At 72.7% G+C, this 19,425-nt stretch carries 17 protein-coding genes, 1 pseudogene and 1 riboswitch; of the genes and pseudogenes, 5 read left to right on the forward strand and 13 right to left on the reverse strand.

Annotated elements, in window-relative coordinates; translation table 11 throughout:
• The 6 genes from H4696_RS44805 to H4696_RS44830 form a co-directional block, all read right to left on the reverse strand.
• The gene (locus H4696_RS44805; protein ID WP_086857795.1) at positions 1 to 426 is read right to left on the reverse strand and encodes a hypothetical protein; all 426 of its coding nucleotides are present in this window, start codon (positions 424 to 426) and stop codon (positions 1 to 3) included.
• Positions 427 to 490: 64 nt separating this feature from the next.
• Entirely contained in the window at positions 491 to 4,054 is a 3,564-nt protein-coding gene (cobN, locus tag H4696_RS44810) for a cobaltochelatase subunit CobN (RefSeq protein ID WP_086857796.1), read from the reverse strand.
• A gap of 31 nt (positions 4,055 to 4,085) precedes the next feature.
• A riboswitch (cobalamin riboswitch) is annotated at positions 4,086 to 4,191 on the reverse strand.
• Between the two features lie 50 nt (positions 4,192 to 4,241).
• Entirely contained in the window at positions 4,242 to 5,249 is a 1,008-nt protein-coding gene (locus tag H4696_RS44815; protein ID WP_086857824.1) for an NlpC/P60 family protein, read from the reverse strand.
• 7 nt (positions 5,250 to 5,256) lie between these two features.
• Positions 5,257 to 5,739, reverse strand: coding sequence for a poly-gamma-glutamate biosynthesis protein PgsC/CapC (locus H4696_RS44820; protein ID WP_086857797.1), 483 nt, complete (start codon positions 5,737 to 5,739; stop codon positions 5,257 to 5,259).
• On the reverse strand, positions 5,739 to 6,917 hold the full coding sequence (gene pgsB, locus H4696_RS44825; RefSeq protein WP_086857798.1) for a poly-gamma-glutamate synthase PgsB: 1,179 nt from the start codon (positions 6,915 to 6,917) through the stop codon (positions 5,739 to 5,741). The genes H4696_RS44820 and pgsB overlap by 1 nt, the downstream gene beginning before the upstream one ends.
• A 1-nt stretch (position 6,918) precedes the next feature.
• Positions 6,919 to 9,177 (reverse strand): HAMP domain-containing protein, encoded by a 2,259-nt coding sequence (locus H4696_RS44830; RefSeq protein WP_143264991.1) that lies wholly within the window; start codon positions 9,175 to 9,177, stop codon positions 6,919 to 6,921.
• Between the two features lie 192 nt (positions 9,178 to 9,369).
• Here H4696_RS44830 and H4696_RS44835 point away from each other — a divergent pair, with 192 nt between their 5' ends.
• Positions 9,370 to 10,275, forward strand: coding sequence for a hypothetical protein (locus tag H4696_RS44835; protein WP_249026898.1), 906 nt, complete (start codon positions 9,370 to 9,372; stop codon positions 10,273 to 10,275).
• A 159-nt stretch (positions 10,276 to 10,434) separates the two neighbouring features.
• Complete coding sequence (locus tag H4696_RS44840) at positions 10,435 to 13,704, forward strand: S8 family peptidase (protein ID WP_086857800.1); 3,270 nt, start codon at positions 10,435 to 10,437, stop codon at positions 13,702 to 13,704.
• On the opposite strand, the gene H4696_RS44845 is transcribed toward H4696_RS44840, so the two are convergent.
• The 4 genes from H4696_RS44845 to H4696_RS44860 all read right to left on the reverse strand — a co-directional run bounded on the left by H4696_RS44845 (position 13,673) and on the right by H4696_RS44860 (position 16,149).
• The gene (locus tag H4696_RS44845; RefSeq protein ID WP_086857801.1) at positions 13,673 to 14,236 is read right to left on the reverse strand and encodes a hypothetical protein; all 564 of its coding nucleotides are present in this window, start codon (positions 14,234 to 14,236) and stop codon (positions 13,673 to 13,675) included. The two genes, H4696_RS44840 and H4696_RS44845, sit on opposite strands and share 32 nt — an antisense overlap.
• Positions 14,237 to 14,427: 191 nt before the next feature.
• A complete protein-coding gene (locus H4696_RS44850) occupies positions 14,428 to 14,994 on the reverse strand; it encodes a hypothetical protein (protein ID WP_086857803.1) in 567 nt (188 codons plus the stop codon).
• Entirely contained in the window at positions 14,960 to 15,475 is a 516-nt protein-coding gene (locus H4696_RS44855; protein ID WP_086857804.1) for a hypothetical protein, read from the reverse strand. The genes H4696_RS44850 and H4696_RS44855 overlap by 35 nt, the downstream gene beginning before the upstream one ends.
• Positions 15,472 to 16,149 (reverse strand): hypothetical protein, encoded by a 678-nt coding sequence (locus tag H4696_RS44860; RefSeq protein ID WP_086857805.1) that lies wholly within the window; start codon positions 16,147 to 16,149, stop codon positions 15,472 to 15,474. Before H4696_RS44860 ends, H4696_RS44855 begins: the two co-directional genes overlap by 4 nt.
• A gap of 139 nt (positions 16,150 to 16,288) precedes the next feature.
• On the opposite strand from H4696_RS44860, the gene H4696_RS44865 reads away from it, so the two are divergent.
• On the forward strand, positions 16,289 to 16,759 hold the full coding sequence (locus H4696_RS44865; RefSeq protein ID WP_086857806.1) for a MauE/DoxX family redox-associated membrane protein: 471 nt from the start codon (positions 16,289 to 16,291) through the stop codon (positions 16,757 to 16,759).
• A gap of 4 nt (positions 16,760 to 16,763) precedes the next feature.
• Here the strand turns inward: H4696_RS44865 and H4696_RS44870 are convergent, their stop codons facing one another.
• From H4696_RS44870 to H4696_RS44880, 3 genes are all read right to left on the reverse strand, one after another.
• A complete protein-coding gene (locus tag H4696_RS44870) occupies positions 16,764 to 16,997 on the reverse strand; it encodes a helix-turn-helix transcriptional regulator (RefSeq protein ID WP_086857807.1) in 234 nt (77 codons plus the stop codon).
• A gap of 93 nt (positions 16,998 to 17,090) precedes the next feature.
• Positions 17,091 to 17,942, reverse strand: a complete 852-nt coding sequence (locus tag H4696_RS44875; protein WP_086857808.1) for an ABC transporter permease — start codon at positions 17,940 to 17,942, stop codon at positions 17,091 to 17,093.
• Positions 17,939 to 18,865 (reverse strand): ABC transporter ATP-binding protein, encoded by a 927-nt coding sequence (locus H4696_RS44880; protein WP_086857809.1) that lies wholly within the window; start codon positions 18,863 to 18,865, stop codon positions 17,939 to 17,941. The genes H4696_RS44875 and H4696_RS44880 overlap by 4 nt, the downstream gene beginning before the upstream one ends.
• 245 nt (positions 18,866 to 19,110) lie before the next feature.
• Here H4696_RS44880 and H4696_RS50990 point away from each other — a divergent pair, with 245 nt between their 5' ends.
• Together H4696_RS50990 and H4696_RS50495 are read left to right on the forward strand one after the other, a co-directional pair.
• A complete protein-coding gene (locus H4696_RS50990) occupies positions 19,111 to 19,242 on the forward strand; it encodes a hypothetical protein (protein ID WP_264086338.1) in 132 nt (43 codons plus the stop codon).
• A gap of 24 nt (positions 19,243 to 19,266) precedes the next feature.
• Positions 19,267 to 19,425, forward strand: a pseudogene (locus H4696_RS50495) (DUF6191 domain-containing protein); the annotation flags it as partial.

Here is a 19,425-nt window from a genome sequence, read left to right on the forward strand (position 1 = left end):
TCAGCTGTTGTCGTTCAGGAAGTCGTAGTCCTTGCACTCACCGGCGTGGTACCGGTCGTCTTCTTTCCAGTACCGGCAGAACTTGAATCCGATGCGGGTCTCGGGGAGGTTGTAGACGCCGCCGTCGGCCGCGCTCCTGGTGACGCAGTTGCCGTTGCCGCCGACGTGCATGCTGTAGAGGATGTAGCCGTTGTCCGGAGTGCCCTTGTAGACGTCGATGATGACGCCGCGGCCGTCGGCATCGGTGTCGCAGATGTGGACGCGGTCGCCTTCCTCGGTGAACACGCCTTCGCCGCTCCAGCCGGTCACGTCACCGAAAGCGTCGCCGGTGTGCATGTGCTTCGTGTGGTCGGCGGCCGAGGCCGGCGACGCGCACGAGAGCACGGCGATCAGTGCCGCGGCGGCTACGCCGAGTACCTTCTTCAAGTCTTCGTCCTTCCTCGATGGGGAAGGGGAAGCGTAGCCGTCGCGGCTTGCAGTTCACTTGCCGTCACTCCGCCTCGAGGTCGCCCTCCAGCGACAGGTAGACCTCACGCATGCGGGCCAGCAGCTCCGGGTCCGGTTCCTCCCACAGCCCGCGGTCCGCCGCTTCGTTGAGCCGCTCCACAATCCCCCGCAGCGCCCACGGGTTGGCCTGGCGCAGGAACTCCTGGGTCACCTCGTCCAGCACGTACGACTCGGTCAGCTTCTCGTACATCCAGTCGCCGACGACGCCGGCCGTCGCGTCGAAGCCGAACAGGTAGTCCACTGTGGCCGCCAGCTCGAACGCGCCCTTGTAGCCGTGCCGGCGCATCGCCGCCAGCCAGCGGGGGTTCACCACGCGGGCGCGGAACACCCGGGCGGTCTCCTCGCCGAGCGTCCGCGTGCGGACCGCGTCCGGGGACGTGCTGTCGCCCACGTAGGACGCCGGGGCCGCGCCCGTCAGCGCGCGGACCGTCGCGATCATGCCGCCGTGGTACTGGAAGTAGTCGTCCGAGTCGGCGATGTCGTGCTCGCGCGTGTCCGTGTTCTTCGCCGCGACGACGATCCGCTTGTACGAGCTTTCCATGTCCTCGCGCGCCGGGCGGCCGTCGAGGTCGCGGCCGTAGGCGAAGCCGCCCCACACCGCGTACACCTCCGCCAGGTCCTTGTCGTCGCGCCAGTTGCCGGAGTCCATCAGCGGCAGCAGGCCCGCGCCGTACGCGCCCGGCTTCGAGCCGAAGATGCGGGTGGTCGCCCGCCGGGAATCGCCGTGCACGGCCAGGTCCGCGGAAACGTGGTCACGGACGAAGTTCTGGTCCGCGGGTTCGTCCAATCCGGCCACCAGCCGCACCGCGTCGTCCAGCATCGTGATCACGTGCGGGAACGCGTCGCGGAAGAAGCCGCTGATCCGGATCGTGACGTCGATGCGCGGGCGGCCGAGTTCGGCCAGCGGGATCGCTTCGATGCCCGTCACGCGCCGCGAGGCCTCGTCCCACACCGGCTGGACACCCAGCAGCGCCAGGACTTCCGCGGCGTCGTCGCCGGAGGTCCGCATGGCCGACGTGCCCCACACCGAAAGCCCGACCGAGCGCGGCCAGTCGCCGGTGTCCTCGCGGTAGCGCTTCAGCAGCGAATCCGCCAGCGCCTGCCCGGTCTCCCAGGCGAGCCGGCTCGGGATCGCCTTCGGGTCGACGGTGTAGAAGTTCCGCCCGGTCGGCAGCACGTTCACCAGCCCGCGCAACGGCGAGCCGCTCGGCCCGGCCGGGATGTAGCCGCCGTCGAGGGCGTGCAGCACCGAGTCGAGTTCCGCGGTCGTGCCCGCCAGTCGCGGGACGATCTCCTCCGCCGCAAAGGAAAGCACTCGCGCGACTTGGGCGTCCGGCGCCACCGAGGCGACCGCGGTGGCGTCCCAGCCGCGCATTTCCATCGTCTGGACGAGTTCCCGCGCCGTCTTCTCGACCGCGTCCACTTCGGACATCGGCGCGTCTTCCTTCAGGCCCAGCGCGGTCCGCAGGCCCGGCACGGCCCCTTGCTTGCCGCCCCACATCTGGGACGCGCGCAGCATCGCCAGCACCAGGTTGACCCGCGCCTCGCCGGTCGGCGCCGCACCCAGGATGTGGAGCCCGTCGCGGATCTGCGCGTCCTTGACCTCGCAGAGCCAGCCGTCGATGTGCAGCAGGAAGTCGTCGAATTCCGCGTCGTGCGGCCGTTCCTCGACGCCGAGGTCGTGGTCCAGCTTCGCGGCCTGGATCAACGTCCAGATCTGGGCGCGGATCGCGGGCAGCTTCGCCGGGTCCATCGCCGCGATGTTCGCGTGTTCGTCGAGGAGCTGCTCCAGCCGCGCCATGTCGCCGTAGGACTCCGCGCGCGCCATCGGCGGGATCAGGTGGTCGACGATCGTCGCGTGCGCCCGCCGCTTCGCCTGCGCGCCCTCGCCCGGGTCGTTGATCAGGAACGGGTACACCAGCGGCAGGTTCCCGAGCACGGCGTCCGGCGCGCACGACGCCGACAGCCCGGCCGTCTTGCCCGGCAGCCACTCCAGCGACCCGTGCTTGCCCAGGTGGACGACGGCGTGCGCGCCGAACTCCTCCTCCAGCCAGCGGTACGCCGCCAGGTAGTGGTGGCTCGGCGGCAGGTCCGGGTTGTGGTAGATCGCGACGGGGTTCTCGCCGAACCCACGCGGCGGCTGGATCATGATGATGACGTTGCCGCTCTGCAGCGAAGCCAGGACGATGTCGCCGTTGTCGACATACAGCTCGCCCGGCGCCGGACCCCAGTGTTCTTCCACCCCCGAACGCAGTTCCGCGGGCAGGGCGTCGAACCACGAGCGGTAGCGCGCGGCCGGGACGCGGATCGGGTTCCCGGACAGCTGTTCCTCGGTCAGCCACTCCGGGTCCTGGCCGCCGGCGGCGATCAGCGCGTGGATCAGCGCGTCGCCGTCCGGCTGGTCGGTGCCGGTCGGGTCGACGCCCGGGAAGGCGTCCGGGCCCAGGTCGTAGCCCTGTTCGCGCATCCGCCGCAGCAGCTCGATCGCCGACGCCGGAGTGTCCAGCCCGACCGCGTTGCCGACGCGGGAGTGCTTGGTCGGGTACGCGGACAGCATGAGCGCGATGCGCCGCTCCGCGGGAGGCGTGTGCCGCAGCCGGGCGTGCGCCAGCGCGATGCGGGCGACGCGGGACGCGCGCTCGGCGTCCGGGACGTACCGGGGGAGGCCGTCTTCGTCGAGCTCCTTGAACGAGAACGGCACGGTGATCAGCCGTCCGTCGAACTCCGGGACGGCCATCTGGTTGCCGGCGTCGAGCGGGGAGAGGCCGTCGTCGTTGGCCGCCCACGTCTCGCGGTCGCTGGTCAGGCACAGCGCCTGCAGGATCGGGACGTCGAGCGCGGCCATCTCGGCGACGTCCCAGGCCTCGTCGTCCCCGCCCGCGCCCACCTCGGACGGCCGCGTGCCGCCCGCCGCGAGCACCGTGACCAGCAGCGCGTCCACGGACGCCAGCTCGGCCATCATCTCCGGCGCGCGCGTACGCAGCGAAGCGGTGTAGATCGGCAACGCGCGCCCGCCTGCGGCCTCGATCTCGTCGGCGAGGGTGTGGACGAACTGCGTGTTCCCGGACAGGTGGTGCGCCCGGTAGTACAGGATCCCGATCACCGGGCCCTCGGCGCGCGAAGGCCGCTCGAGGATGCCCCAATCGGGTTGACGAGCGGGCGGCTCGAAGCCGTCGCCGGTGAGCAGGAGCGTGTCGGAGAGGAACCGGTGCAGCTGGGTGAGGTTCGCCGGGCCGCCCTGCGCGAGGTACGCGTGGGCCTCGGCCGCGATGCCCGCCGGGACGGTCGAGAGCTTCATCAGCTCGGCGTCCGGCGTCTGCTCCCCGCCCAGCACGACGACGTGCGCGCCCGAGGCCAGCAGCGTGTCGAGGCCTTCCTGCCACGTCCGCGGGGTCCCGAGGATGCGGACGACCACGATGCGCACGTCCTCGAGCAGGCCCGGCAGCTCGGCGACGTCGATCCGGGCGGGGTTCGCCAGGCGGAACTCGCCCTCGGCGGAACGCGCGCTGAGCAGGTCGGTGTCCGAAGTGGACAGAAGCAGGATCACGAGGTTCCTCCTCGGGGTCCGCGCCCCGGGTAGACGGTCGCGCCGGCGGGAGTTCCTGGCTCCCGGGGATCCGGTGACAGTGGCGGGACCGCCCCGGACTCTCACCGGGTTCCTCCACCTGCCGACGCGTGGGTATCGCCCTCACTCTCCGGTGCGGCCGACCCGGCGTCAAGGTGACGTGCGTGGCTCAGAGCCGCTTGGCCGCCCGGAAGGCCTTGGCGTAGGTCCCGGACCCGTCGATCAGCGAGACGCCGCCGGCGTCCCCGAACGTCGGCCCGTTGGCGACCTTCCGGCTGGAGAGCACGCGGTGGTGCCCGTCGCTGTCGATGCCCAGGTAGATGCCCGTGTGCGACACCTGCGACCCGAGCTGCGGCTCGAGGTTGAAGAACAGCACGTCGCCCGGCTGGAGGGTGCTGAAGTCCGTCGCCTGCTTCTTCTCGTCGTGGATCACTTCGGTGCCCGGGCCCAGCTCGGACAGCGCCCACGCCCGCCGCGGCAGGCCCGGGCCCTTCGTGTTCGTCCCGAGCAGCGGGTAGCCCGACCGGTAGCCGTACACCATCCGCACGAACCCGGAGCAGTCCAGCGACCTCGCCCGCGCCGGCTCCGCCGCCTCGTGGACGCCGCCCGGGAAGTCCCAGCCGATGCCGAGGTAGTCGTAGAAGTCCGACTTCTCCAGCCGCCCCTCGGCGCTGTCCGGGCCGAAGTTGGCGTCCCCCGCCACGCGCAGCTTCTTCACGACCTGGTCGGCCGCGCCGTCGGTGTACTGCAGGGCGATGGCCAGGACGTCCGGGTCCGTGTCGCCCACGGCCTTCGGCAGCCAGTCGGCGAACCACTTCTCCTTCTCCGCGCCCGCCCGCCAGGCCTGCGGCGCGAGCCGGATCCACGCCGTCGTCGTGATGCCCACCTTGGTGAACTTCGGCTCGGTGAAGGTCCGCGACCGGCCGGTCAGCATGACCGTGCGGGAGCCGTCGGTGAAGGACGCGAGCTGGGCGCCGGCCGCGTCGCGCACGATCGTCCGGGCCGGGTGGTCCAGCCGGTCGTAGGTGTAGCCGCCGGTGACGGCGGCGCCCGAGGGCGCGGCCGACGCCGAGATGGCCGTGATGTCAGGCCGGTCCTGCGTGGCGACGTAGACCGCCGCCGCGCCGGAGACGCCGATGACCGCGGCGAGGACGCCGATCCGGACCGCTTTGCGCATGGTCACCTCACACCGTCGGGACCAGGCCGACCAGCACGCCGCTGATCAGGATCGCGTAGCTGGCCAGGCTGACGCCGCCGGTGGCGAGCATCGTCGCCACCGGCTTCTGCCGGACCAGCTGGTAGGCGACCAGGCCGGGCACCACGAACCCCAGCGTCTGGTGCACGAACAGCAGCGGGAAGTCGGCCTGGAGGAAGATGAGCAACGTCGTCTGGAGCACGACGCCGAGCAGCACGACCGCGGCGAACAGCCGCTTGCCGTAGAGGATGACCATGCGCTGCAACGCCTTCGTGCCGCCGAAGGTCAGCGCCGTCATCAGGACGATGATCGCCGCGCGCCGGTAGTCCTCGACCATCGTCAGCGCGATCCAGCCGGGCGTGATCATCCCGCCGGGGGAGAGGTTCGTCGTCAGGTAGCAGACCAGCGACAGCAGCAGGCCGATGGCGAGCCCGACGGTGGCGACCTCGGGGGCGAGGGACGTGGTGAGCATCAGGCGACCGGTTCCAGTTTCGCGAGTTCCTCGATGAGCAGTTCTCCCTGGCCGTGGATGTTGCCGATGGCGATCAGCGACGCCTGCCGCTCGACGCCGCCGACGATCCCGCGCAGCAGTTCCCGCGGCGAGCGCGAGCCACCGAGGTCGACGACGCGGTCCTGCCACTCGCTGGGGATCGCGACGCGGGCGCTGCGCGTCGGCTCGCCGATCAGCACCACCCGTTCCGGCGCGATGCGGGGGATCAGCGCGCCCATCTGGCCGTTGCGCTCGACGCGGTCCGGGCGGCAGTTGATGATCACGTGCAGCGGGTCGGAGATCGCACCTTGCGCGCGGAGCTGGTCGATGTTCATCAACGTCGATTCGGGGTCGTTCGCCGCGAAGACGTTGGCGAAGCGGAGTTGGCGGCGCCCGGCGCGGTACCGGTGGACCTGCAGTACGCCCGGGTCCGGCGGCGCGGCCCACATGCCCTCCAGCGCCAGCTGCCGGTTGACGCCGAGCAGGTCCGCGACGGCCAGCGCGATCGCGACGTTCTCCTTGAAGGTGATCCAGCCGAAGCCGCGCATCTCCTCGTCGGACACGGTTTCGGGGTCGACCGCGATGAGCTCGCAGTCCCGCTTGGCGGCCTCCTCCTGGAGGATGTGCAGCCGGTCCTTTTCCGCGGTCAGGCAGATCCCGCCGACCGGCATCGACCGCGACAGCGACCGCGCGACGTCGTCCAGGGTCGGTCCCATCTCGGCGAGGTGGTCCTCGCGGACGTTGCACAGCACGCCGATGGTCGAGCGGATCAGCTTGCTCTGGTTGATCTCCTGCAGGTCCGGCATCACGGCCATGCACTCGATGACCAGCGCGTCCGGCCGGTACGCGGCGGCACGGCGGACGATGCCGATCTGCTCGACGACGTTGGCGATGCCGAACTTGCGGTAGACCGGCTCCTCGCTGCCGTCGGGGTGGATGAACCGGGCCGCGGTGCCGGTGGTCTTCGCCGTCGTCACCAGCCCGCCGCCCCGCAGGGCGCCCGCGCACAGCCGGGTGATGGACGACTTGCCGCGGATGCCGTTGACGAGCACGCGCGTCGGGATGCTGTGCAGGTGCCGGTAGTGCTGGCGCTGTTCGGCGATCCCGGCGGTCAGCATCGCCGCCGACGCCAGGACCAGCACGACGTAGAGGAACGTCACGTCAGACCCCGACCCCGTCCAGCCAGCTCAGGTAGTCGCTCTTGGCCCGCTCGGGCGGGGGTTCGACCTCGATGCGCTGGATCAGCTCGGTCTCGTCGGTCGCCGCGCCCGCCGGCCGCCGGGCTTCGCCGAGCCGGACCTTGCCTTCGGTCAGCGCCTGCCGGCAGATCTCGACGCAGGAGGCGATGGTGCCGATCTCGTCCTGCCGCTGGGGGTAGACGACGGCGCCGGTGTCGCCGCCGGCGATCCGCCGGGCTTCCGCGCCGACCCGCCGCAGCGGCCGCACGACCACCAGGAAGTGCCAGGCGAACAGCATCAGCGCGACGACGGCGGTGAGCAGGGCGGCGACCCGCGCGCCCGAGCGCACGGTGTTGTCGGCGAGCCCCAGCGAACCGATCGGTTGCTCGGCGACGACGACCCACTTCAGCGAAGCCGCATTGCCCTTGTCGGCCAGGCGCTGCGCCGCCACGAGCGCCGACGGCGTCGTTTCACGGGCGTCCTTGCCGGCTTGCGCCGCGTCGACGCTCTTGATCAGCGCCGGGTCGGAAAGCGCGGCGAAGGCGAGGTAGCCCTCGGTGTCGGCGATGGTGCGCTTGCCCTCGTCGACGACGCGGACGCGGCCGCCCGCCGGGCCGAGCAGCGCGGCCATCCGCGGCACGTCGTACTCGCCGACCAGGACGTTCTTCGAGTCCGGCAGCGGCGTGAAGGCGTAGACGACCGGGACGCGGCCGCTGGTGTTGTGCTGGCGCAGGCCTTCGCCCTCGGGCAGCTTGCCGGGGTCGCGCAGGGCCTCGCGCCCGGCCTGCAGCACCACCGCGCCCTGCTCGTCGGCGACGTAGACGCTGCGGAACCGGCTTTCGGTGCCGGCGAGCTGGTCGAGCATGCCGCGCAACCGGTCCGGCTCCTTGCCCTTGCCGAGCCGCGCGACGGACTGCAGGTCGGTCAGGCCTTCGGCGAGGCTGCGCCGCAGCGTGTCCGCCGAGCGCGTGACGCGGACGCCGTGCTCGGACAGCGTCGTCGCCGAGACCTCGGCGTGCTGCCGCCCGAGCGTCGCGGCGACCGCGCCCGACCAGCCGAGCAGCGCGAGCGCGACGAACACGATGACGAGCTGGGCGGACAGGAACGGGCGGACCGGCTTCGCGGGCTTGCGGCGGCGGAGCTTGCAGCGGTACCGCTCCACCGCGGTCGTCAGGCGGTTGACCTCGCGGATCCGCGACTGCCGGACGGGCTTGCCGAGCGAGCCAGCCGCGACGGCGAGCGCGTCGGTGCGCAGGCGGCGGATCGGCGCGACGACCGTGCGCCGCAGCAGGACGAACCCGGCGACGGCGAGGGCGAGCAGCGCGGCGGCGGGGATCAGGCCGGGCCAGCGGACCGGCACGGCGTCGACCGGGACCCGGCTGAACGAGACGACGGACAGGCCGAGGCTGCCGCCGGTGCCGGACGGCGAGACCGGGGCGTAGGAGACGACGGCGGCGCGCTTGCCCGCCGGGTCGGTTCCGCCGGTGAGCACGCCGGCCTGCCCCGCGGCGGCCGCGGTCGACGCGCGGGCGAGCAGGTCCTGGGCGGGCCGGTCGGTCGCGGCGACGTCGGTGCCGTGCGTGTGCAGCACCGCGCCGTCCGCGGTGACCAGGCGGACCTGCTCCTGGTTCTTCTCGTCCAGGTCGCCGCCGATGCCGCGCAACGCGGTCGAGACGACGAGGAGCTTGCCGGCACGGGTCCCGGTCAGCGGGAGCGCGGTGAGCACGAGCGGGGTGTCGCCGGGGCGGGCCACCGCGCGGACGGTGAGGTTCGCGACGGGGACCCCGCGCAGCGTCTCCACCGGCACCGGCTCGCCGCGCGTGGCCACCACCTTCTGCGACGCCTGGTCGTAGACGGCGGTGCCGCGCCAGTCGTCGTAGGTTTCGCCCAGGCGGGTGAGGAGCGCGGCGTCGTCGGCGGTGTCGAACACCCCGGAGCCGGCCGCGACCTGCAGATCACCGGCGGCGGCCGTCGCCGACGTCGCGACGCTCTGCGCGAGCCCGGCGGTGGTCCGCTGCCGGCTCGCGGCGACCTCGTCGGAGACCCGGCCGGACTGGTCGTCGGCGCGGATCAGGGAAAGCGGGCCCGCGGTGGACAGGTAGAGCGCGGTGAAAGCGGCGATGAGCAGCAGCAACGCGAAGGTGGTCGCGGACGCGACGCCCACGCCGCGCGGGAAGCCCGCCTCCGGGATCTGCGCGCGCAACCGGGCGGCGCGATCGTCGTGCGGTTTTGGCCGGTTCACCTGGTCTCCCCAGGGCCTTTCGGTCGAGCGACCCCGGAAGTCACCGGCCACCAGGGGCCGCGAGCGGAAGATCCACTCTTTCGGGTCACGTGAAGGTCTCGAAGTTGTCAGCGGTGACGGTACAACTCCCCCTATCGTGGGACAAACGGCGGCTGGGTGTGACGGCTGGATGGAGTCAGTACACTCCGTGTGGTGATCAGCCGGCCTCGGACGTTGCTCAGCGTGGTCGGCGTGGTCGTCGCGCTGGGGCTGGCCCTGACGTTGGTACTGGTCCTCGGCGACGAGAAGCCGCCACCGCCCGCGCCGGAGGCCGGTTTGGATTCCCTGGTAACGAAGTTCACCTCCGGGCTGTCCGCGGACCAGGAGTACCGCTCACCGAAATCCGACGAACGTCGTACGGCGGCCACCGGGTTCGCCGCCGTCCTGGACCGCCGGGGCACCGCGGACTTCGAGCGGCTCGGCTTTTCGGTGCGCGACGGCGTCGACCCGGCGACCGGGCGGCCGTACACGATCGCGGTGAACGAGACCGGCACCGACCGGGCGTGGGGGATGTACGTCATCGACCGGTCGGCGCCGCCGTCGCTCGTGGTCGAGGTGCCGCACCCGGCGTTCGACCTGCGCACGGAACTCTTCGGCGTCGACCTGTTCCGGCGGGTGCCGGGCGCGGTGCTGCTGGTGGCGGGCGCGCACCGCAAGGCGGACGACAGCCACGCCGACGTCGCCCACGAAACGGATTCGGTGTTCCACGTCGTGGCCACCGCGCTCGCGGGACGCGGGCTGGCGCAGGTCCAGCTGCACGGCTTCCACGACCAGAACCTGCCCTCGACCGACATCGTGCTCTCGCCGGGCGCCACGGTCGCCGGCGACGCGGCCCGGCGCGCGGCCGACCGGCTGACGGCCGACGGGTTCGCCGTGTGCCGCGCCTGGGAAGAGCGGTGCAAGGGCCTGGAAGGCACGACGAACGTCCAGGGCAAGATGGCCGCCTCGGACGACACGGTGTTCCTGCACGTGGAGATGAGCCGGACCGTCCGGGAGTCGCCGGAACGGCGCGCGGACGTCGTCCGGGCGCTGACGGAAGCCGATCTCGCGAAACCCTGACACTTTTTTTCGACCGCGACGGGTGATTGACATCACATGCCCGCGCCGTAAAGTGCGGGTGCCGGTCGTTCTCGCATTCCACGGTATCGCCGGAATGGGGTCATGGGGGCTCGCAGCGCGACCGGCGGCAATTCCGATCTCTATTCGGGGAGGCTCCTGGTGCGTCGGAAAAAGAAGGCGATGGCGATCGCGCTGGCGGCCGGAATGGCGTTCCCCGTTCCCGCGGCCGCCGTGGCCGCACCGGCACCGGCCCGGAGCGCGGACGGCCAGTCGGTCACGCTCATCACCGGCGACCGCGTGCGGGTGCTGCCCGGCGCCCGCGGGCCGGCCGCGGTCGTGGTCGAGCCCGGAGCGGGCCGCGGCGGGATCGGCTTCCTGCGCGAGACGAGCACCGGCGGGCGTCCGGGCGACGTCACCGTGGTGCCCGCGGACGCGCTGCCGCTGCTGGCCGCCGGGCGGCTCGACCCGCGCCTGTTCGACGTCTCCGAGCTGCTGCGCCAGCACCTGGCCGACCCCGAGCCCGGCCTGCCGCTGATCATGACCTACGCCGCCGGGGCCCGGCCGGCCGCGGCGGCCGCCACCGCCGTCCGGGACCTGCCCAGCGTGCGGGGCGCGGCGCTGCGCCAGGACCGGCGGCGCGGCACGGAGTTCTGGACGTGGCTCACCGCTTCGCCGGGCACGCTGCGGCCCGGGATCGGCAAGGTGTGGCTGGACGGCCTGGCCACCCCGGCCCTCGACGTCAGCGTGCCGCAGATCGGCGCCCCGGCCGCCTGGCAGGCCGGCTACACCGGCAGCGGCGTCACCGTCGGCCTGCTCGACACCGGCGTCAAGGCCGACCACCCGGACCTGGCGGGCAAGGTCGTGGCCGCCAAGGACTTCACCGGGACCCGGCCGGACGCGAGCGACGACCTCGGCCACGGCACGCACGTCGCGGGCATCATCGCCGGCACCGGCGCCGCCTCCGGCGGCCGCTACCGCGGGGTGGCGCCGGACGCGAAGCTGATCAGCGGCAAGGTCTGCGTCGCCTACGGCTGCCCGGAGTCGGCGGTGATCGCCGGGATGGAGTGGCTCGCGCCGCAGGTTCCGGTGGTCAACCTCAGCCTCGGCGGTGACGCGACCGACGGCACGGATCCGTTGTCCCAGGCGGTGAACGCGCTCACCGCGCAGTACGGCACGCTCTTCGTCGCTCCTGCGGGCAACGACCGGACGCTCGACCTGCCCGAACCCCTGCCGGTCGTGGCGCCCGCCGCAGCCGACGCCGCGCTCGCGGTCGGCAGCGTGTCCGCGGCCGACGTCACCAGCCCGTTCTCCAACCGCGGGCCCCGCCTCGGCGACTACGCGGTCAAGCCCGACCTGTCCGCGCCCGGCGAAGGTATCGTCTCGGCACGGGCCGCGGGCACCCGCGACGGGGACGCGGCGCCGGTCGACGCCGACTACGCCCGGCTGTCCGGCACGTCGATGGCGGCGCCGCACGTCGCCGGCGTGGCCGCGCTGCTGCGGCAGGAGCACCCGGACTGGACCGCCGGCCGGCTCAAGCCCACGCTGACGAGCACCGCGCAGCCCACCGGCGACGTCCCCGGGCAGGGCGCGGGCCGGGTGGACGCGGCCCGCGCGGTCACCCAGCGGGTCACCGCCACCACCGGGAGCCTGAGCTACGGCTTCTTCGCCTGGCCGCACACCACGCCGTCGACGAAGACCGTGACCTACCGCAACGACGGGGACGCGGCGGTCACCCTCGCGCTCACCAGTTCCGACGCGCTCGTCACGCCGGCCGCGCCCACCGTGGTGGTCCCGGCCCACGGCACCGCCGACGTCGGCGTCACCCTCCGGCCCACGGCGGCGGCGACCGGCCCGCACAGCGGCAGGCTGAGCGCCACGGCGCCGGGAATCGCGGTGCAGACCGCGTTCGGCGCCGCCCTCGAGCGGGAGAGCTACGACGTCACCGTCCGGCTGATCGACCGGAACGGCGGGCCCGGCGCGGGGATCGCGAAGCTCGTCAGCACGACGACCGGGGAAGCGTTCGGCGTCCGGCCGATCGGGTCCGACGGCGTGGCCGTGGTCCGGGTGCCCAAGGGCACCTACGACCTCAACGCCTTCGACGTGGCCGGCCAGGCGGTGACCCTGCTGTCGAAGCCCGGGGTCGCGATCACCGGCGGCACGGCGTTCACCCTGGACGCCCGCACGGGCAAGCCGGTGCGCGCGGTGGTCGACCACCCGGACGCGCACCTGCAGTCGGGCGAGCTCGGCCTGGTCTCGGGGAACCCGGCCGGCGACCGCACCAGCACGCTCGCCTGGCTCGTCCAGCCGGGCAACGAGCTGTTCGCGGCCGGCTCCGGCGACCGGGTCACCGACCACACCTACGCGCTGTTCTTCCGGGCCACGCTGGCCGCCCGCGAGCCGGGCGCCGATCCGGCCGGGTACGTCTACCAGCTGGCGCTGCTCGAACGTGGCCGCGTACCCGCCGACCCGGTGTTCCGGGTGCGGGACAAGGACCTCGCCGTGGTCGACGCCCGCTACCGGACCCAGGGCGGCGTGACGGACGGCCTGCGCGTCGACTACGCGTCGTTCGGTTTCCCGGGCGCCGACAGCGGCGCGTACCAGATCCTGCCGCACACACTGCCCAGCCGGCGGACCGAGTACTACACGCCCGGGCCGGTGAGCTGGCAGCACATCCTCGCGGTGTACCCGCCGGAACTGACCGACTCGGAGAACCAGTTCTCCTACCGGACCTACCGGCCCGGCGCCCAGCGCGCCGACTGGAACAGCGGCCCGGTCGGGCCCGCGTTCGGCGCGCCGCGGGACGGCTGGGGCGTGCTGCGCGCCGGCGACCAGCTCACCTACGCGATCCCGATCGTCTCGGGCAGCGACCCGGAGCAGTACAGCGCGCCACCGGTGGGCCTGTCCGGCACGGCGACGCTGTCGCGCGGCGGGGCGGTGCTGGGTACGACGGCCGACCCGGCGTTCGGCGCGTTCACCGTGCCCGACGGAAGCGGCCCGCTCACCCTGCGGTCCGAGGCGACGCGCAGCGTGCCGTGGTCGGTGCTCGGCACCCACGTCGACGTGGCGTGGACGTTCCGCGACACCGGCCCGGCCGTCCCGCCGCCGCTCATGGTGGTCCGGGCGCAGGGCGCGCTCGACGACGACAGCCGGGCCCCGGCGGGCCGGCCGTTCCTGCTCTCCCTGACCGCGCAGCGGCAGCCGGGCGCGGGGGCGTTCCGCCTCGCGGACCTGCGGGTCGAGACCTCCGCCGACGACGGCGTGACGTGGGCGGACGCGCACGCCGTCCGACTCGGCGACGGCGGCCTGGCCCTGGTGCGCAACCCGGCGGGCGACAGCTTCGTCTCGCTGCGCATCACGGCCCGCGACACCGAAGGGAACAGCGTCACCCAGACCGTGCTCAGGGCGTACCGGACAACGTCAGCAGGGTGACGACGGCGAGCGGGACGGCGAAGGCGGCGGTGGTCAGCAGCCGGAGGACCCGGCGGTGGGCCAGCCACTCGCCGTCCCAGCCGCCTTCGGTGTCGTAGCGCGTGTTCGCCGTGGTCATCAGCGCCCGGCCGAGCCCGAACCCGGCGCCCGCGGCCAGCGCGGCGGGCAGCGGGGCGGTGAGCGCCACGGCCACCGCGGCGACGTACGGCAGGCCGCTGGGCAGGTAGGTGCGCACGCCGGTGCCCATCTCGAACCCGAACTGCAGCGGGCCGAGGTGCCGGCCCAGCCGGAAGACGGTGTCGGGCACCAGCCGCCGGTTCTCCGGCAGCCGGAACGACCACACGCCGGTCTCCCGCAGCAGCACGGCCACGAGCGCCGCGGCCACCACGCCCCAGCGGACGGCCACGGGCAAGGGCGCGCGCAGCAGTGAACCCGCCACCACGAGCACCAGTGCGGTGAGGGCGCCCCCGCAGACGAGTCCCGCGCAGAACGCCAGTGTCGGTGTGCCCCGCCAGACCGGCGAGCTCAGCACGGAGGCCGAGTTCCGGCTTCAAACGGAGCCGCTGGTGGCGAAGCCGGCGGCCGCGCACAGGACGAGCCACGCGCTCGGCAGCAGCCAGCCCGGCGGCGCGAGCACTGCCGCGCCGGCCACGCCCATCGCGGCGGCCACCAGCCCGGCGGCGACGGTCAGCGGGTGCCAGCGGCGCCGGTGCAGCGCCGCGGTCAGAGCTCGGCCCGGCAGATGGTCAGGTACGTCTGCCCGGTGCTGCCGTCGCCCCAGAACGTCGAGAACCCGTCCGAACAGCGGTAGACGCGCTTGTCCGGCGTCGTCCACCGCCACGCGTTCTTGGCGATCGTCTGGCCGCAGGTGTTGGACAGCGGCTGGTGGTCGACCTGCACGCCGTTCTCGTTCCAGGTGCCGTACTTGTGCCAGCCCGCTTCGCAGTAGGTGCTGCCGCGCCAGTAGCCGCCGAAGCAGGCGGCATAGGTGTTGACGTAGGCGCCGCTGGTGTCGAGCAGCTCCGGGTAGCCGGTGGCGTAGGCGTCGTGGCAGTCGTTGCGGTCCCAGCCCTGCATGCCGTTCGGGCCGACTTCGGCGTTCGCCCGCCGCAGGCGCGACAGGCCGGACCAGTCGAGCGCGGTCGCGCCGATCGTCAGCACGCCGAGCGCCAGCGCCCGCAGGAACGTCCGGCGGGTCCCGGCCCCGGGCAGCTTCGTACCCGCGCGCGTGGGCACGGCTTCCGGGCCGGGCCGGTCAAGCTCCGGAATCCGCGCCAGCTCGAGTGCCACCGACATCGCCTCCTGCCTTCGGACCGGCCCAGCCGGCCAGGGTGGTGTCCACGTCGCCGGCGCGGACGGGGAGCTGGAGCCGCCGGACGCGGCCGGTGCCGTCGGTCAGCATCAGCACCGGCGGCGCGAGGTGCGAGATCGAACGCCACGCCTCGGCGTCGGAGAGCACTGGCAGGCCGCGGGCCAGGCCCTGCCACACCGACGCCGGTTCGTGGGTCAGCAGGGCCGTGCCGGCGTCGAGCTCGGCCAGCCGGTCGACCACGGTCAGGCAGAGCGGGCAGCCGGAGTCGACGGCCGCCACGACCCGGCTCGCGAACCGCGGCCCGAGGTCGACGTCCGGCGGCGCGGCCACGAAGCCGTCGGACGTCCGGGTGACGATCCCGCGCAGCAGCCGCACCTCGCGCAGCACCGCCGCGAGGCCGAAGAAGAGCACGGCGATCGCCGCCCAGGTGATCAGCAGGACCGCGGTCGAGGTCGTCATCGGCGCTGCCACCCGACGTCGATTTCGTCGAGCCAGTCGAGCCGCTCCCGGTCGGTCGTCGCCGTCGAGTCCGCGAGGTGGACCTCGGCCACGCCGGCCGGGCAGCCCAGCACGAACGACCGGGTGTTCGTCTGCCACACCTCGCCGTGCTTCGTGCGCGCGCCCGCGTGCGCCGGGAGCAGCGCGGCGGCCTCGCGCGGAGCCGGGATGGACAGCGAGCCGTGGTCGCGGACCACGACGACCAGGTGTTCGCCGGCCGGGTCGAGCAGGGTGGCCGGCCGGGGCGTGACGACCATGCCGTCGACGCGGTCCTCGATGTTCAGGGAGCCGAACAGGCCGAGCACGCGGTCGCGGTGCGGCGCCGGGCCGGCGTACACCGTCATCAGCTCGTGGTAGTCGCCGAGCAGGGTGGCCACGGACGACTGCCCGTCGGCCGCCTCGGCCACGACGACCTCCCGGCCGTGCACGAGCAGGCGTTCGCGGGTGCGGGCCGGCGCGACGCGGGTGCAGGCGAAGTCGTGGTAGCCGCGCGACCCGATCTGGAAGCCGGTGCCGTACGAGCCGCCGACGAAGCGGATGCCGGCGACCACGTGGGAAACCGGAGCTCGCGCGGAAAGGCCGACCGTCACGCGGCCGCCGCCCGGCGCCGTCAACCGCAGTGTCTGGTTCCCCATCGGACCTCCGCTTCGGCGGGTATTCCGTCTCGTGAGACTAACCGACGATTTCGGCCGGGGTCACGATTGTTCGGCCAACGGGCGGTGCGGCTGCCGCCAAATGGCTACGGCAATTTTGTCAGCGAATACCGTGGGACCCGTGAGCATTTTCTGGTCGGCGGTCATGACCGTTTTGTCCGCGGCCGGCGCGATTTTTCTGCTCGCGGCCGGATTCGGGCACGTCGTGCGTCACCGTGAACACCGCGCGGTGCTGCGGGCGCACCGCCTGCTGCCCCCGGTGTTCGCCCCGCTGACGACGGGCGCGGAGGTCCTGATCGGCACCGCCGTGCTGCTGGCTCTGCTCGCGGCCCCGGCGGCCGCCGCACCCGCCCTGCTCGCGCAGGCCGGGCTCTACACCGCCTTCGCCGGGTACGCGGGCGTGCTGCGCGTGCGACGGCCGGGCGTGCCGTGCGGCTGCTTCGGCAGCGAGGTCGTGTCCTGGGCCGTGGTGGCGAGAGCGGCCGTGCTCGCCGCCGCCGGTGCCGCCTGCGCGGCCCTCGGGGCGGCGAGCCCGCTGTGCGTGGCGGCCGGCGCGGTCCTCGCCATGGCGGCCCACCTGCTCCGCCGCTGACGGCTCAGGCGGAGCGTTCTCCCAGGCGGGGGAACGGTTTCGTGGAGAACAGGACCTCCACCGAGACCTCGAAGAACTCCGCGATCCGCAGCGCCAGGTAGAGGCTCGGGCTGTACTCGCCGCGCTCCAGGTAGCCGATCGTCTGGTAGTGCACGCCGAGGGCGTCCGCGAGCTGGCGCCGCGAGATCGACCGCTCGGCGCGCAGCATCGCGATCCGGTTGTAGACGACCTCACTCATCACTGAACCTTATTCTGGTAAGGACGGCGCCACGGACCGCAGCTTGCCCACCTACGGTGACCCTTGCGCCGGCCGACGGCTGAATAAGGTTCACTACCCCACACGCTGCATGGCCTTCTCCCGCCGTTCGGCCACCGAGGAACCCGCTTCGCGCCGCGCCATGCGGCGGAGCAGGACCGGAGCCAGTGCCAATCCGATCACGGCCCACGCGAGGAGCACGGCGAGGGTCGGCAACGGCCGCCACGACTGGCCGATCTCGACGACCACCGCGGTGTCCGGCAGCAGCGCCGAGCGCATGCCGAGGCCCAGCCAGTACATCGGGAACACCTGCGCGATGCCCTGCACCCAGCTCGGCAGCGCGGTGACCGGGTAGAAGATCCCCGAGATCGCGCCCAGGCCCATGATCGGCAGCGTGATCAGCGCGATCGAGCGCGGGCTGTTGGTGAGCGACCCCAGCGCGGCCCCGAGCGGCAGGGTCGCGACCAGCCCGAGCGCCAGCACCCACACCAGATGCAGGTACGACCAGCCGCCGTCCGGGGCCAGCGAGTCGAACAGGAACAGGCACGGGACCAGCACCAGTAGGATCGAGGTGACCTGCGCGACCGCGACCGCCACCGTCTTCCCGACCAGGTAGCCGAGCATGCCGTTCGGTGTCGCTTTCGCGCGCAGCAGCGTGCCGTCCTCGCGGTCGATGGCGAGGTAGCCCGCCGTGCTGTTCAAGCCGTTGAACACGATCCCGGCGCCGAGCACGCCGGGCACGGTGGCCGCGCCGAGCGAGAACCCGGTGCCGGGCAGGGTCGCGTTGCGCATGAAGAACAGCGCGCCGAGGAAGAGCGCGACGAAGACCAGCTGGCCGACGACGTCGTCCCGGTTGGTCCAGGTCTGCTTGAACTCGATCCAGCCGCGCGCCAGGCCGGTGCGCAACGCGGCGCTCTTGGCGTTCATCGCGCACCCGCTTCCTGGAGGCCGAGCTCCGTTTCGCCGCCGGTCTCGGCGCGGTGGACCAGCGTCATGTAGGTGTCTTCCAGCGACGCCCGCCGGACCTCGAGGTCCGCGACCGCCTCGCCGTGCTGCTTGAACAGGTCGTACACGTACTTCGTCGCTTCGGTCGTCGAGTGCACGAAGCGCTGGTCACCGACGCTCCACCGGACCTCGGCCTCGCCGGAGATCCGCCGGCTCAGCTCGTCGGCCGAGCCGTCGGCGATGATCCGGCCGCCGTTGAGGATGAGGATCCGGTCGGCCAGTTTTTCGGCCTCGTCGAGGTCGTGCGTGGTGAGCAGGATCGTGGTGTCGAGCTCGTCGGAGAGCCGGTGCACCAGGTCGTGGAACTCACGGCGCGCCTCGGGGTCGAAGCCCGCGGTCGGCTCGTCGAGGAACAGCAGCTCGGGCCGCCCGACGATGCCGATCGCGACGTCGAGCCGCCGCCGCTGCCCACCGGAGAGCTGCTTGAGCTTCTTGTGCGCGTGCTCGGTGAGCCCGACCGCCCCGATCAGCTCGTCGACGTCCCACGGCCGCGGCATCGACGGCGTCGAGTACGGCGCGTAGTACCGGCCGAGGTGCCCGAGCAGTTCGCGGACGCGCCACTTCCCGTGGTCACGCCAGGACTGGAGCACGACCCCCAGCCGCGCCCGCCAGTCCTCCCCGCCGTGCGCCGGGTCGGTGCCCAGCACGCTCACCTCGCCCGCCGACCGCATCCGGAAGCCTTCGAGGATCTCGATCGTGGTCGTCTTGCCCGCGCCGTTGGGTCCGAGCAGGCAGACGACTTCGCCGCGGTAGGCCTCGAATTCGACCCCGTGGAGCACGTCGTTCGCCCCGTAGCGCATGCGTAGCCTGCGCACTTGGACGACCGGATCCGCCGGATCTCTCATCGCGCGTCACCCCCATCTGACTGATGCGATCGAATGTAGCACACCTACTACATTTGATCAGAGTCCTGCTTCGCTCGGCCTCCACGGCGGCCGGGCCTCGTGTCTTGAATGAGTCATTCAGGACCTCCAGCGCCCTGAATGACTCATTCAAGACACCACCGCGCCCCTGACCTGCGCCTCTCCGGCCGCTGAAAAGTTTCTCCCCCGGCCGGGAACTTGACCGGCGGTCATCCGGTTCGCTCGGCATGGGTACTTGGCTGGGGCTCGCGCTCCCGGGCGGCGTCGTGATCCTGCTGGTCATGGCCGCCATCGAACTGCGGCCGCGCAAGGACGGCTCGCGCTTCAAGGCTCGGCTGTCCGCGACCTACATCGAGTAGACGACCGCGTTCCTCTACGGCACCAAGCGGCGTGAGCTGGAACACCGGGAAACCATGTCGATGCTCGTCGAGCAGGACGCCGAAGGGGCGCCTCCGTGGCGTGACGTGGACTTGGACGCCGGGATCGCCAGGATCAAGCCCCGTTCGGACCCGCCGGGGCCGGAAAACGGCCAGCTACAGTGA

The organism is Amycolatopsis lexingtonensis (assembly GCF_014873755.1).
Classification (GTDB): Bacteria; Actinomycetota; Actinomycetes; order Mycobacteriales; family Pseudonocardiaceae; genus Amycolatopsis; species Amycolatopsis lexingtonensis.

Excerpts from the sequence above, each read along its gene's own strand:
- H4696_RS44815 (WP_086857824.1), bottom strand. The coding sequence starts at position 5,249 with ATGCGCAAAGCGGTCCGGATCGGCGTCCTCGCCGCGGTCATCGGCGTC.
- H4696_RS44820 (WP_086857797.1), bottom strand. The coding sequence starts at position 5,739 with ATGCTCACCACGTCCCTCGCCCCCGAGGTCGCCACCGTCGGGCTCGCC.
- H4696_RS44855 (WP_086857804.1), bottom strand. The coding sequence starts at position 15,475 with ATGACGACCTCGACCGCGGTCCTGCTGATCACCTGGGCGGCGATCGCC.
- H4696_RS44860 (WP_086857805.1), bottom strand. The coding sequence starts at position 16,149 with ATGGGGAACCAGACACTGCGGTTGACGGCGCCGGGCGGCGGCCGCGTG.
- H4696_RS44870 (WP_086857807.1), bottom strand. The coding sequence starts at position 16,997 with ATGAGTGAGGTCGTCTACAACCGGATCGCGATGCTGCGCGCCGAGCGG.
- H4696_RS44875 (WP_086857808.1), bottom strand. The coding sequence starts at position 17,942 with ATGAACGCCAAGAGCGCCGCGTTGCGCACCGGCCTGGCGCGCGGCTGG.
- H4696_RS44880 (WP_086857809.1), bottom strand. The coding sequence starts at position 18,865 with ATGAGAGATCCGGCGGATCCGGTCGTCCAAGTGCGCAGGCTACGCATG.
- H4696_RS50990 (WP_264086338.1), top strand. The coding sequence starts at position 19,111 with ATGGGTACTTGGCTGGGGCTCGCGCTCCCGGGCGGCGTCGTGATCCTG.